Source organism: Legionella bononiensis, assembly GCF_016786215.1.
Taxonomy (GTDB): Bacteria; Pseudomonadota; Gammaproteobacteria; order Legionellales; family Legionellaceae; genus Legionella; species Legionella bononiensis.
Map to the genome: position 1 here is coordinate 128,609 of NZ_JADOBG010000021.1, position 11,949 is coordinate 140,557.

Consider the following 11,949-nt stretch of genomic DNA (forward strand, 5'->3'; position numbering starts at 1 on the left):
GATGATCATTCTTGATGAAACCCGTATTACGGCTTCGCCGGATACGGGCTACGTTCTGAGTAATCCCTTCATAATTTATAACTCCGAGCTGCGTTTGTGCCGGCGGGTGCATCAATTGTTCTGATGGTTGCCTGGATTCTTCAAATCAGGACATTCAAAATTCTAATAATGGCTATTCAATTTCAACCAGTAAATTTAAGCTTTCATTAAACTTCGCCCTGTATCATTGATTCTACATGTTGGTTGTATGGTTTAATTTCATGCCAGCATGAATTTAAATTAATCAATCTTATAAGGAACAATAATTATGTCAGTTTCAAAAGCTCATATGAAGACTCTCTTTGGAAAATCTGCAAGTTTACTGAGCCCCGAACTCACCATAGAGAATGGTAAGACTATAGTCGCTTTGTATTTAAAAAAGAGCACAAAATCATTGAGCCCTTCCGCTCTTGTTTCACCAGATCAGGTGGTTGTTGCACTGGAAAAAAATTCGGATGAGGGTCGGACGACGTTTTCATATTATAATTCAACAGGTTACAGTTCGCGAGGATTTGGCGAAATTTCTGGTATTGATCAAGTTCACGACACAGAACAAGCCAAGATGGTCGTATTCGAATTTCTTTCTCAGGAACAATCAGATAAAAAGGTATTTTTTCAAGTTCCTACTGCGACAGTAAACGATTTGATGGACAAAGTTGTTGAGCTGTTTAATCAAAAAGGTCACCAGCCAAAGCATGTGGACGGTGAGCCAATGTTAGAAGATATTAAAGGGGTATTTATAAAAGCAGGACACGATGTAAAAGCTGAATCTAAAAAGAGCAATGAATCTGCTATGAGTTTTTGCTCGGTGATGTAATCTGTAATTTCAACCTCTTATAATTCGGGTAGGGAACGTGTTAAATCAAACATTCTTTACCCGTTCTCTAATTAATTATCTCTTTTAAAAAAGTACTCATGGCGAATCAATTGGTTTGGAGAAACTGCTTTGAAATAGAATTAATACAATTGTCATTTTCTTCAATTTCAGGCTATAACTTAGTATAGGAAATCTTGCATAGGATAAAGAAATGGGTACTTTTTTTATAGTTTTATTAATCATCGTCGCTCTTATATTTGTCTGGTCCATCAGTATCTATAACACCTTGATAGGCCTTATAGAGGCGATCAATAACAATAAAAAGCAAATTGATATTCAACTGGATAGACGCTTTAAGGTCTTTGAATCCCTGATTGAATCCGTAAAGAAATATATGGATTATGAAAAAACCACTTTAAAAGATGTTGTGGCTTTACGTAATCAGGCTCAAGAGGCAAAAGCTGCGGGCAATGAGCAGGCTCGTATGGATGCAGAAAATGGTATTTCCAAAATTGCTGCAGGTATCAATCTGGTATTTGAGCAATATCCTGACTTGAAGGCCAGTCAAAATGTATTGCAATTACAGGAAGAAATCGTCAATACCGAAAATAAACTGGCGTATTCCAAACAGGCTTACAACGACAGTATCGAGCGTTATAATGCTAAGAAAAAATCCTTTTTTGAATCCATAGTAGTGTCTCTATTTTCTGCATCTCTGGATAAACAATTTATTTATTGGGGTCTTCCTGAAGAACAGATTCAAGCGAAAGAAGATTATACTGTCAAACTCTGAGAGTAGACTATGAGTATAGCGGATTACCATGCTACGGCTGGGGATTGGCGGGCACAGCTAAAACAAAATGAGCGTAAGACTCGGCGAGTTATTGCGCTGTTCTTTTTAGTGTATTTAATTGTGGGCCTGATTGCCGATACCTTCGTTCTGCAATCCATGTATCCTCACATTACTCTCGAGCAGAGTTTTCTGGCCTTGATAACGTTTAAAGTCGTACCTTTTGCCACATTACTTATGCTGGGTTTTGCTGCGATTTCCCTGATGATTACTTATGCCTTATATGACCGGATTATGCTGCTGGGAACTGAGTATAGAGAAATTACCCCTGAAAGCGCGCAAACAGTTCAGGAAAAACAACTCTATAATGTTGTCGAGGAAATGAAGGTGGCGTCCGGATTACAATTTATGCCCAAGGTTTTTGTCATTGAGGCAGAATATATGAATGCTTTTGCCAGTGGCTACAGTGAGAAATCGGCTATGGTCGCCATTACACGAGGTTTAATGGAGAAACTGGATAGAGCCGAACTACAGGCCGTGATGGCACATGAGTTAAGTCATATCCGGCATCATGATATTAAATTAACGTTGATGGTGGCGGTACTGAGCAATATTTTATTGATTGTAATTGATGTTTTATTTTATTCAGTACTTTATAAGCGTGACAGGAGAGACGATAATCGGTTGTTAATGGTTATTATTGTCTTACGTTATGTATTACCCATTATCACGGTGTTATTGACGTTGTTTTTAAGCCGTACCCGCGAATATATGGCCGATGCGGGGTGTGTTGAGTTGATGCGTGATAATGAACCACTGGCTCGAGCTTTACTTAAAATAAGTCAGGATCATGAACAAAATGCAGAGCAGTATGCAAAAGCATATGGCGATACGCCGCATGAGCAGGTACGACAAGCATCCTATCTTTATGATCCGTCGGATATTGATCCAGTGAAATCCTTGAGCAGCTCATTTTCTACTCACCCATCAGTTGAACAACGTTTGGAAGCTTTGGGATTCAAACGTAAATAATTAGGTTATCAATGGGTAGTGAGCCAAAATGAACACTACATTCTGGTTCTGCTCTTTGGTGTAATCCGAGAATTGACGAGTGCGGTTTTGTTTGTTTCCTGCCTACATTAAAATACAACCTGCATCCGGTTCTTGTTGGCGCTGTGGGACAGGAGTCGGATGCATATCATTTATTATAATAAGGTACAGGGTAGTAATACTTTCACTATCCCAGGTAGTGTCATCATTGATTAACTCAAGTAATTGAGATGCGCTTTGATGCAGCAAAAATCCAGGATCATCAAGTAATGAGCCAAGCTCCTTAAATAACGTACTCAATTTGGGGTTGATAGTGAGCAGTTTTTGAGAGGCTGATTTTTGAGTTTGAATTAATTCATCAAGTTGATTGAGCCATAAATCTATTTGTTTGAAGAATTCAATATCTGAAAAAAAGGTGAATCGGCTGTCCTTGTAGGTGACGTTGCTTGTTTTATGGAGTATATCGAGCAGCTCTTGAGTTGAATTGATTGCTTTAAGTTGATTTATTAATTGTTCTGCCAGCGCTTTTTGAGAGCTGTCATCATCATTACGATAAGCAGTAAGCCAACCAGTCAAGACTTCAATTATTGAATTATGCATCGTTACCTAACCTATAACCTATTCACGTAAACCGACACCTTTTTTCAAGAGGACAAGATTGATTACAGTCAATCCTACCAGCATGGCGATGATGATTATCATGGCCAGATTCATACTCACCTCTTCTTGGCCAATCATGGCATGTCTCAATGCATTGACCATATATAATATAGGATTGAGGTAGGAAATATGTTGCCAGAATGGGGGTAACATATCGATGCTATAAAAAACGCCTCCCAAATAGGTAAGAGGAGTCAGGATAAAGGTTGGTACCAGCATAATATCATCAAAGTTACGGGCTACCATTGCATTGGTGAATCCGGCTAGTGAAAATACGGCAGATACTAGTAAAACAACAAACAGGGTCATAGGCAGATGATTCATTTCAATAGTCAGGAAAAAGCTGGCAATGAGAAAAACCAGAATGGCTACGATTAATCCTCTGAATACACCACCTAAAACATAGCCTAATAATAACAGGCCGTTATGCATGGGACTTATCAGCATTTCTTCTATGCTTTTTTGAAATCGAACGCTAAATAATGAGGAAGATACGTTTCCGTAGGCGTTAACAATTACCGACATCATGATAAGGCCAGGAGCAATAAACATGGGATAACTAATTCCCTGGATGGTACCTATTCGAGGTCCTATCAGACTACCGAATATGAGAAAATAAAGGGTAGTTGTAATAACCGGCGGTAAAAAAACCTGGCTGGCAATGCGAAACATGCGCACCAGTTCACGTCGTACCAGGGTATAGAGTGCAATAAGTTGTTGTCTAATGGCCATTTTTAATGAGATCCAGAAAAAGCTCTTCCAAGCGGTTTGTTTTATTGCGCAAACTATGGACTGTTATACCATGCTGAGTCAGCGCATTAAATACTTCATTCAGGGTTAGAGTATTATCCACTCTTAATTCAAAAGTATTCGCATCGATCAATGTTGTCTTAAATGAAGGGATATCCGGTAATGTATTGATGGGTGTTTCCGTATTAAAAATAAAGGTCTGGTGGCGCAGGGTTTGCAATAATGCCTTCATAGACGTGTTTTTGATGATTAGACCCTTGTCTATAATGGCAATGTTTTTACATAATTGCTCAGCCTCTTCCAGATAGTGAGTGGTGAGAATTATCGTAGTTCCTTCTGCGTTTGTGCGGGTTAAGAATTCCCACATACTTCTTCGGATTTCTATATCCACACCTGCTGTAGGTTCATCAAGTATGAGTACCTTGGGCTGATGAATCAATGCCCTAGCTATCATCAGACGTCGTTTCATACCACCGGAAAGCTGTCGAACTATAGATTTTCTTTTATCCCAAAGCCCTAGTTGCTCTAATAATGATTCTGCTCTGGGTAGGGCCTCTTTACGAGTAATTCCATAATAGCCCGCCTGGCTTAATAAAATCTGGACTGGGTTTTCGAATATATTGAGATTGACTTCCTGAGGTACCAGTCCGAGGCAAGATTTAGCCTGTTCTGTTTCAGTATCCAAATCATAACCGTGTATTTTGATGCTTCCGGACGTTTTATTGACCAAAGTGGTAATCAAGCCAATCGTAGTCGATTTGCCTGCGCCATTTGCTCCTAACAAAGCGAAAAAATCACCGGTATTGACTGTTAAATCAATGCCTTTTACCGCTTGAACACCGTTGTTATAGGTTTTGGATAGTTGTTGAATGTCTAGGGCAAGCATAATGAGTTCGATGAAATGAAAAGTTCATTATACATGATTATAATGATTCCACAGCTGTCTTCTATTTCATTTTTTGAATGAGTAATTCGGGAGGGCTTGAAGTCCTGACTTCAGTTATTTTAATGTCGCTTTACATGAATCTGACTCATCATCCGAGTCTGAATCAGATTCACCATCCCATTCTGAATCAGATTCAGATTCAGATTGAGATTCACCTAGTTGTTGTCTACGGCTGTCTAATGACTCCAGTAAGGCTTCCATTAATGGATTGCCTACATGCTTTTTTTTTCTCCGGAAGCTGGAGAAGGGGTAGATGTAGATGCCTTATTTTTTGGCTGATTTCTTTTGGCCAATTCTTCAGTTAATTCTTTGAAAAAACCTTCGCCGTTAAACACCCGACTTGGCTCTGCTGGTTTATTCGAGACAGGAGGGGGCGGTGGGGGATTTTTGGGTGGCGTTTTAATTGGGACCAACGGAATCGATACTTCTTTTTGTACTTCTGCAACTGGTGGTGTGGATGTGCTGCCAGGATCCGACGAAGAGGATTGCATGGAGTTGGTATGAGGTGGTATTGGAGAAGGCGCAGTGGTGTGTTTGTTGTGTTCTGATTCATGCACCGGTGAATCCACTTGGATGGATGGTGTGGCATTAATCAGTGCCTCATTGGTGTGTATCGAACTGGGGACAACAGTAATTTTATCCGAACTGCTGGGTCTTCCACCGGTAATTTCATGAAGTGTATTAAGTAACTCAGCAAAAGAGGCTAATTGGCTCCTGGCTGTAGAAATTTGTGGCTGAAGAGAACGGAATAGCTGGTCATTTTGAACTTGTTCTCTTAAATGACGATTTTCGGCAGTAAGTTGAGCGTTTTCATTTTTTAATTCTTCATTTTGTTTTTTTAATAATTCAAGTTCAGAAAGATACGCTACTCTTGAATATTCCTGAGCTTTTTGTGTGGAATCTAATGCCAGTCGCAGATCTCTCATCATTCGTTCAGAAGATGTACCATCGGGCGCTATCTGGATGTGTATCGATGAATCATTTTTCATTGCGCTGATTGGTGTATAGACTTTTAAGCCTGAATTATATTCAATTAGCGATTTACTCCAACAGTCAAGCAAATAAGGATTCGTTTTGGCAGAGAGGTTTATTGGTATAGTAATGTATTCAATAACGCTGGCGTCATGAATTGCTTCTTGATTCGATGAGATAAGCGTTAAAATCTCTTCAAAATAGCTGCATATGCCACTATGATTTTGTTCTTTTCCCCATCCAAGCGACCCAAGCATTGAAGATGCACCCGTTTGTTTGTAATGGGTGACAAATTTATTAAATGATGATAGAAATTCCTTGCTCAATGGCATCCTTAACTCCTAATCCTTGGAAGCTGATGTGATTCATTTAATATCAATTGATCTTAAAACTCAATAAGTTTGAATTAATATTTTCACCTTGATCGAATTAAATCGCTTTAGTGAGAAAAAATACACAAAATAAGAGATGTATTGGATTTGTTCGATGATATATTAATTACAAAAAAGCAGGGTTTACGAAAAACTCCCTCTCTTGTTGTTAAAAGGATTATTAATCAGTTGCTTAGTTTATGTAAATTAACTTCTCAATAACCACGGGTATTTCGTCATCCGTAACGCAGTGAAAGATCTCCAAATGTAGGCACAGCGCCACGTTCAGGAGATCCCTCATTGCATTCGGGATGACGTATCTTGAGGAAACTGAGAAGTTATAATTAAAATTCTTTATTAATTATTCCTTTTGCTTTGATCCTGGGGTATTTTCGTAAACATTGTATACCTGATAATGGAGACTTTAGTGAAATCAATGGATAGGCAGGACACCGATTTATTTTTACCCATGCAATTAGGCTCCCTCACCCTGGCGAATCGAATTGTGATGGCTCCTTTGACCCGCAGCCGCGCCGGCAAGGGTGATGTTCAAGGTGCGATGAATGCAGAGTACTATGCTCAGCGTGCTTCAGCAGGTTTAATTATTTCTGAAGCAACGCAAATTTCTCAGCAAGGGAAAGGATATGCTTTTACCCCCGGCATCTATACGGAACAACAAACAGCGGGTTGGAAGCTGACAACCGAAGCAGTTCATAAAAAGGGTGGCGTTATTTTTGCTCAATTATGGCATGTTGGTAGAATTTCTCATCCCGATTTGCAATCCGATAATCAATTGCCCGTTGCTCCCTCCGCAATACAACCAGCAGGTAAGGCATTTACCGAAACAGGATTTAAAGACTTTGTTATGCCAAGGGCATTGGAGATCAATGAATTGCCTGGCATAGTCGAACAGTATGTTCATGCCGCACAATGTGCCAAACAAGCCGGTTTTGATGGAATAGAAATTCATGCTGCCAATGGTTATTTACTGGAGCAATTTTTAAGTGATAAAACGAATAAACGCACCGATAATTATGGTGGCAGTATTGAAAACAGAGCACGTTTATTACTTGAGGTTGTGGAAGCATTGACTGCTGTATGGCCATCAGATCGTGTGGGGATCAGGCTGTCTCCTGTCAGTCATGCTAATGATATTGATGACAGTACACCAATGGAAACATTTTCTTATGTAGTGAAGCAATTAAATCATTTTGGATTGTCTTATATCCATTGTGTTGAAGGAGAAACGATTGGGCCTCGAAACATTCCTGACAATTTCAGTTTTGCCGCCTTACGAGCACTTTATAAAGGGATTTATATAGCCAATAATGGCTATGACCTGGAGTTGGCTCTAAAAGCACGTGCAGAAAATCTGGCGGATCTTATTTGTTTTGGCCGGCCTTTTATTGCCAACCCGGATTTGGTTGAGCGTTTGAGAATTGGAGCTGCATTGACGGATGCCCCAAGGGAAACGTGGTATGGAAATGGTGCCAAAGGCTACACGGATTGGCCAGTGCACGCCTAAGGTTCCTGAATCAGGATAGGATTCAGATTGGTAATAAAGGGTACACTCGTGGAGGCTGTTTTCATCCATCCAGTAATACTGTAGCGAGTATGGTGGGTAAGACAGACTTCATGGGGTAATTCACTGTTGAAACAGATGAATCGATTCCCTTTTGGATAGACCTTTTGAAGAATGTGATCCTCTTTGGAATACAGTATTAACTCTCCACCAAAATCTTCTTGCCAGAGCTCATTTAAATAATAAACACAGGATATTTTTCTTGTTTTAGTGGTGGCGAACTGGTCGACGTGTTTTTTATAATAGGCTCCGGGCTGGTACACTGCAAAATGGGTTTCAAATTCAGTCAGTCCGAGAAATAGCGTTCGATTCAACATAGATGCCAACTTATTCGTCTGCTGCAAATAGGCCTGGACAGAACGCTCGGTTGACTCTTCCTCCAGCCAGCATATTTCATCAGTTCTAATGGCATTATTATGATGAGCCTGCACCTTATGCCCAATTCGTGCGCTGCGAAATACTCCCTGTTGATGCAAGTTTTGAGCGTAGCGGATTAAAGCCTGGTAGTGTTCCTGAGCTATGAATTCATCAATGAGATGATATCCCTGAACACTGAGGTTGTGACTAATTAATTCAGGATCAAGCACGTGTTTACCTTGAGAACAGTCTGTGACGAGAATTTTACGCTAAGATAAAATTCATGCAAGTTTTGTATCCAATGCAGTTTCAAAGCAGTTACAGGACTTATGAAGAACCCCAAGATCAAAGCGAAAGGAGTATTTAATGAAGGAGTTTAGATAAACTAAATGACTGAACTAAAAATTTCCTTTAATGAAGAGATTGGGCTATTGTTGTAAGCCCTGATTTATTTGGCAGAAGCTTTACCTTCCAGAAGATATTGGTATTCACGCCATTGCGGCATGAATTGAGTCATGAGTGCATAAAATCGTTTGCTGTGACTGGCTTCAAGGAGATGAACCAGTTCATGTACCAGTACGTATTCAAGACATACTAAAGGCTTTTTAATTAAACTGAGATTTAACCAAATTCTACGCGCCCGAGTATTGCATGAGCCCCAGCGGGTTTTCATTTTCTTTATTCCCCACTCGGTTATTGTTACATTTATGATGGCTTCCCAATGTTTGATTAGCTCAGGAAGTAGGGCTTCCATTTCTCTTCTATACCATCGATCAAGAAGTATTTGTTTTTGGCTTAACGTCGTATGAGGTTGGGTAAAAAGATGAATCAGCTCACCATCCACCTTGATTTTGGAAGGGCCATGATGTTCTTCAATAATTAATAAATAGTTTTTTCCTTGAAAGGCAATCGTTTCTCCTGTTTGCAGGCGTTCCTCTTTAAATGAAGAGCGTTCACGAATACGATTACGCTGTGCACGTATCCACTCACATTTTTCTTGAAGATGCTGTCTGATTAAACGGTCACTGTACCTTAAGGGAACGCTTACTTTAACCAAGCCATCAGGGGGATAAATTCTAAGATTCATGTTTTTAATTGGCTTTCTAGCTATTTCTATAGAAATTCCATCAATTTCAATGATCATAAATGGATTGGTAAGAAGAAGGGGATTTCATTATACCGAAGAAAGTGCAATATACCCAAGAATCTGGGAAGTGCTCAGATTATTTAAAGGAAGGAATTGAAACATTCTATTGATTGACGGTCATCTTAGTCAGAATCTTTAAATTCCTTCATCATCCAATTCAAATCAAGCTGCGCTCAAAAATCTTGGGGTTAACGTTCTGCACCTACACAGGGGCTATCAATGTATTCCCCATTGATGTCTAAAACCATATTGACACTGGCGCGTTGGTATCGAGCCAGGATATCGTATTCTTGTTTGGTAATGTATCCGTAGGAATTGCCACAATAGACTAATGAAGTTGCGCCCGGCCTTGGTTTAACCTGTATAGGCAGATCACAATCCCAGCGAAATTTCGTTAAATCACAGTTGGCCAGTGCAATACTGGTTGGTAATACCAATAACATGATGAGTACAAGCCATTTATTATTCATTTTTTTCTCCACTGGCATAGTATTTTATTTTAAGTATAGGTTAAATCTGGAATACAAGAGGTTGAGTGGAATGAAATTATATTTAGCAAGATTTTTATTGATTTTAATGGTATATATTCAATAAATTAAATTAAAAAGTCGTAACTTCTCAATGAAACCAGGAGACGTCATCTCGAGCGGAGTGAGAGAACTTCTGAAACCAGCATGGAGCCTGCATTTGGAGATCCTTCATTGCGATCAGGATGACGTAATTTCCGGGACTTATTAAGAAGATACCAAAGGTCGATAGGTATGCTTACATCCAGTATTGAATATCTCCAGGCTCTTCGTAACGGTAATTACCTTCGTTTTTTGGAATGGCCTCAATTTATCGCGCAACATTATGCAGACCCCAAATATACTATTGGTGCTGATGAAACCGTTCCTTTAATCATTTTTGAATGGTTGAATAATGGTTTTTGTGAAGAAGATATAAAACACATGGCTGTATTGGCTGTTGTTCAAGATTTGGACTCAAGCCCGATAAGAGGGAGTTTATCCTATGCCTTTACTTCCTTATCACTTGCGCTTATTAGTTGTATGGTCTATCAAAGTACCAATACTCAGAGTAATTTTATTAAACAAGGAAAAGTGACGGGCAAGGTTGTGTGTGAATTGATGCAGAAACAGAGTGCTCTTATGGATGAATCACAATTTGCCAGGCAGCAACAAATCGAATTTACTAGATTGATGCATTATAAAGAAATCAGTGATAGAAAAGTTGTATCTCGAGCTTTTGAACACATCAATTCAATTACTCAATTCAGATATTTAACCGAAGACTACATCTCTACCCTGGAAAATACTCAAATTGCAGAAGATAAGTTACGTACATCAAGAATCAGTATGCTTAAAAGTCTGGCACACTATTTAAATGAACAAATGGAATATACAGATCAGGTCAAAGAAGGGATTGGATTGTATGTAACTCAATTATGGGCAATGAATCCGGCCGATTTTGAGGAAGAATATCTAAACAATATTTCCTCTGATTCCTTTGTCGCCAATTTCTGGAAAATGGCTGTAACTTATGGATTAAAATTTTTTAGCATTCTGCAGCCCAGCACAACACTGGCTATTACGGATGACTCTTCGAATACTCCTAAAATGAATTAGTTTGTGAACGCTTTATATGCCAGCTTCATGAGCGAGTAAGGCTTCTTTATAGGTAATGGATTCGGAATTACCCATATAACCACCAAGATTATCTTTTCCAACAACTCGATGACAAGGGATAAATAAAGCCAGTGGATTGCGCTTGCAGGCCTGTCCTATGGCTCTGGGGCTGCTTTGAAGCTTTAGCGCTAATTCACCATAGGTTAATGTCCGACCTACAGGAATCACTAGAAGTGCATTCCAAACGTTCAGTTGGTAAAGACTACCTTTAGGTTTTAATTGCAATTGAAATCGATGATGAGGATCAGCGTAATAGGCTTCAAGTTCCGCCCCAATAGCATGAGCCAGATTGGAATTAGCAGGGCTACCTGATTTTTGAGTGAATGAGGCATTAAAAACAAAATGCTCATCATGGGCTACTTCAAGTCTACCCCACGGGGTAGTAAAAATAGACATGACGAGCATTGAATTCAAGAATTAATCGCCTTTTTTACCTGACAATTTTTCTTTAATACGTGCAGCACGACCAGCAAGGTTACGTAAGTAATACAGTTTTGCACGACGTACATCACCACGACGCTTAACAGTGATACTGTCTACGATTGGGCTGTAGGTTTGGAAAACACGTTCAACACCAACGTTATGAGAAATCTTGCGAACAGTGAACGCGGAATTCAAACCACGATTTCTCTTGGCTATAACGATACCTTCAAAAGCCTGTAAACGTTCACGAGTACCTTCAATTACTTTAACTTGAACAAGAACAGTGTCACCTGGATTAAACTCAGGAATTTCCTTGCCTTGCATTTGCTCAGCATTTAATTGGTCAATAATATTAGTCAT

Annotated in this window: 15 protein-coding genes; 5 read left to right on the forward strand and 10 right to left on the reverse strand. The window is 39.4% G+C overall.

Annotated features, from left to right (window positions below):
* Positions 1-307 precede the first annotated feature (307 nt).
* The 3 genes from IZU94_RS13125 to htpX all read left to right on the forward strand — a co-directional run bounded on the left by IZU94_RS13125 (position 308) and on the right by htpX (position 2,678).
* Complete coding sequence (locus IZU94_RS13125) at positions 308-856, forward strand: hypothetical protein (protein WP_203111226.1); 549 nt, start codon at positions 308-310, stop codon at positions 854-856.
* 211 nt (positions 857-1,067) lie between these two features.
* Entirely contained in the window at positions 1,068-1,649 is a 582-nt protein-coding gene (locus IZU94_RS13130) for a LemA family protein (protein WP_203111229.1), read from the forward strand.
* Between the two features lie 9 nt (positions 1,650-1,658).
* Positions 1,659-2,678: a zinc metalloprotease HtpX gene (htpX, locus tag IZU94_RS13135; RefSeq protein WP_203111232.1), complete on the forward strand. Its 1,020-nt coding sequence runs from the start codon at positions 1,659-1,661 to the stop codon at positions 2,676-2,678.
* A gap of 102 nt (positions 2,679-2,780) precedes the next feature.
* On the opposite strand, the gene IZU94_RS13140 is transcribed toward htpX, so the two are convergent.
* The 5 genes from IZU94_RS13140 to IZU94_RS13160 all read right to left on the reverse strand — a co-directional run bounded on the left by IZU94_RS13140 (position 2,781) and on the right by IZU94_RS13160 (position 6,356).
* Positions 2,781-3,296, reverse strand: a complete 516-nt coding sequence (locus IZU94_RS13140) for a hypothetical protein (RefSeq protein WP_203111235.1) — start codon at positions 3,294-3,296, stop codon at positions 2,781-2,783.
* 18 nt (positions 3,297-3,314) lie between these two features.
* Positions 3,315-4,088: an ABC transporter permease gene (locus IZU94_RS13145; RefSeq protein ID WP_203111237.1), complete on the reverse strand. Its 774-nt coding sequence runs from the start codon at positions 4,086-4,088 to the stop codon at positions 3,315-3,317.
* Positions 4,078-4,992 carry an ABC transporter ATP-binding protein gene (locus IZU94_RS13150; protein WP_203111240.1) on the reverse strand — a complete coding sequence of 305 codons (915 nt, stop codon included), beginning with the start codon at positions 4,990-4,992 and terminating at the stop codon, positions 4,078-4,080. The genes IZU94_RS13145 and IZU94_RS13150 overlap by 11 nt, the downstream gene beginning before the upstream one ends.
* Positions 4,993-5,106: 114 nt before the next feature.
* Entirely contained in the window at positions 5,107-5,253 is a 147-nt protein-coding gene (locus IZU94_RS13155) for a hypothetical protein (protein WP_203111243.1), read from the reverse strand.
* A gap of 11 nt (positions 5,254-5,264) precedes the next feature.
* Positions 5,265-6,356: a coiled-coil domain-containing protein gene (locus IZU94_RS13160; protein ID WP_203111245.1), complete on the reverse strand. Its 1,092-nt coding sequence runs from the start codon at positions 6,354-6,356 to the stop codon at positions 5,265-5,267.
* Between the two features lie 475 nt (positions 6,357-6,831).
* Here IZU94_RS13160 and IZU94_RS13165 point away from each other — a divergent pair, with 475 nt between their 5' ends.
* Positions 6,832-7,920 carry an alkene reductase gene (locus tag IZU94_RS13165; RefSeq protein WP_203111621.1) on the forward strand — a complete coding sequence of 363 codons (1,089 nt, stop codon included), beginning with the start codon at positions 6,832-6,834 and terminating at the stop codon, positions 7,918-7,920.
* Here IZU94_RS13165 and IZU94_RS13170 read toward each other — a convergent pair.
* From IZU94_RS13170 to IZU94_RS13180, 3 genes are all read right to left on the reverse strand, one after another.
* On the reverse strand, positions 7,917-8,564 hold the full coding sequence (locus IZU94_RS13170) for a 2OG-Fe(II) oxygenase (RefSeq protein ID WP_203111248.1): 648 nt from the start codon (positions 8,562-8,564) through the stop codon (positions 7,917-7,919). The genes IZU94_RS13165 and IZU94_RS13170 overlap by 4 nt on opposite strands.
* 218 nt (positions 8,565-8,782) lie before the next feature.
* Positions 8,783-9,478 (reverse strand): M48 family metallopeptidase, encoded by a 696-nt coding sequence (locus IZU94_RS13175; protein WP_203111251.1) that lies wholly within the window; start codon positions 9,476-9,478, stop codon positions 8,783-8,785.
* A gap of 191 nt (positions 9,479-9,669) precedes the next feature.
* Positions 9,670-9,951, reverse strand: a complete 282-nt coding sequence (locus IZU94_RS13180) for a hypothetical protein (protein ID WP_203111253.1) — start codon at positions 9,949-9,951, stop codon at positions 9,670-9,672.
* Between the two features lie 291 nt (positions 9,952-10,242).
* Here IZU94_RS13180 and IZU94_RS13185 point away from each other — a divergent pair, with 291 nt between their 5' ends.
* On the forward strand, positions 10,243-11,106 hold the full coding sequence (locus tag IZU94_RS13185; protein WP_203111256.1) for a helical bundle domain-containing protein: 864 nt from the start codon (positions 10,243-10,245) through the stop codon (positions 11,104-11,106).
* Positions 11,107-11,118: 12 nt separating this feature from the next.
* Here the strand turns inward: IZU94_RS13185 and IZU94_RS13190 are convergent, their stop codons facing one another.
* Positions 11,119-11,571: a methylated-DNA--[protein]-cysteine S-methyltransferase gene (locus IZU94_RS13190; RefSeq protein ID WP_203111624.1), complete on the reverse strand. Its 453-nt coding sequence runs from the start codon at positions 11,569-11,571 to the stop codon at positions 11,119-11,121.
* A 12-nt stretch (positions 11,572-11,583) separates the two neighbouring features.
* Positions 11,584-11,949 carry a 50S ribosomal protein L19 gene (gene rplS / locus IZU94_RS13195; RefSeq protein ID WP_058472353.1) on the reverse strand — a complete coding sequence of 122 codons (366 nt, stop codon included), beginning with the start codon at positions 11,947-11,949 and terminating at the stop codon, positions 11,584-11,586.

Coding starts and splice junctions, on each gene's coding strand:
- IZU94_RS13125 (WP_203111226.1), top strand. CDS start 308: ATGTCAGTTTCAAAAGCTCATATGAAGACTCTCTTTGGAAAATCTGCA.
- IZU94_RS13130 (WP_203111229.1), top strand. CDS start 1,068: ATGGGTACTTTTTTTATAGTTTTATTAATCATCGTCGCTCTTATATTT.
- htpX (WP_203111232.1), top strand. CDS start 1,659: ATGAGTATAGCGGATTACCATGCTACGGCTGGGGATTGGCGGGCACAG.
- IZU94_RS13140 (WP_203111235.1), bottom strand. CDS start 3,296: ATGCATAATTCAATAATTGAAGTCTTGACTGGTTGGCTTACTGCTTAT.
- IZU94_RS13145 (WP_203111237.1), bottom strand. CDS start 4,088: ATGGCCATTAGACAACAACTTATTGCACTCTATACCCTGGTACGACGT.
- IZU94_RS13150 (WP_203111240.1), bottom strand. CDS start 4,992: ATGCTTGCCCTAGACATTCAACAACTATCCAAAACCTATAACAACGGT.
- IZU94_RS13155 (WP_203111243.1), bottom strand. CDS start 5,253: ATGGAAGCCTTACTGGAGTCATTAGACAGCCGTAGACAACAACTAGGT.
- IZU94_RS13160 (WP_203111245.1), bottom strand. CDS start 6,356: ATGCCATTGAGCAAGGAATTTCTATCATCATTTAATAAATTTGTCACC.
- IZU94_RS13165 (WP_203111621.1), top strand. CDS start 6,832: ATGGATAGGCAGGACACCGATTTATTTTTACCCATGCAATTAGGCTCC.
- IZU94_RS13175 (WP_203111251.1), bottom strand. CDS start 9,478: ATGATCATTGAAATTGATGGAATTTCTATAGAAATAGCTAGAAAGCCA.
- IZU94_RS13180 (WP_203111253.1), bottom strand. CDS start 9,951: ATGAATAATAAATGGCTTGTACTCATCATGTTATTGGTATTACCAACC.
- IZU94_RS13185 (WP_203111256.1), top strand. CDS start 10,243: ATGCTTACATCCAGTATTGAATATCTCCAGGCTCTTCGTAACGGTAAT.
- IZU94_RS13190 (WP_203111624.1), bottom strand. CDS start 11,571: ATGCTCGTCATGTCTATTTTTACTACCCCGTGGGGTAGACTTGAAGTA.
- rplS (WP_058472353.1), bottom strand. CDS start 11,949: ATGACTAATATTATTGACCAATTAAATGCTGAGCAAATGCAAGGCAAG.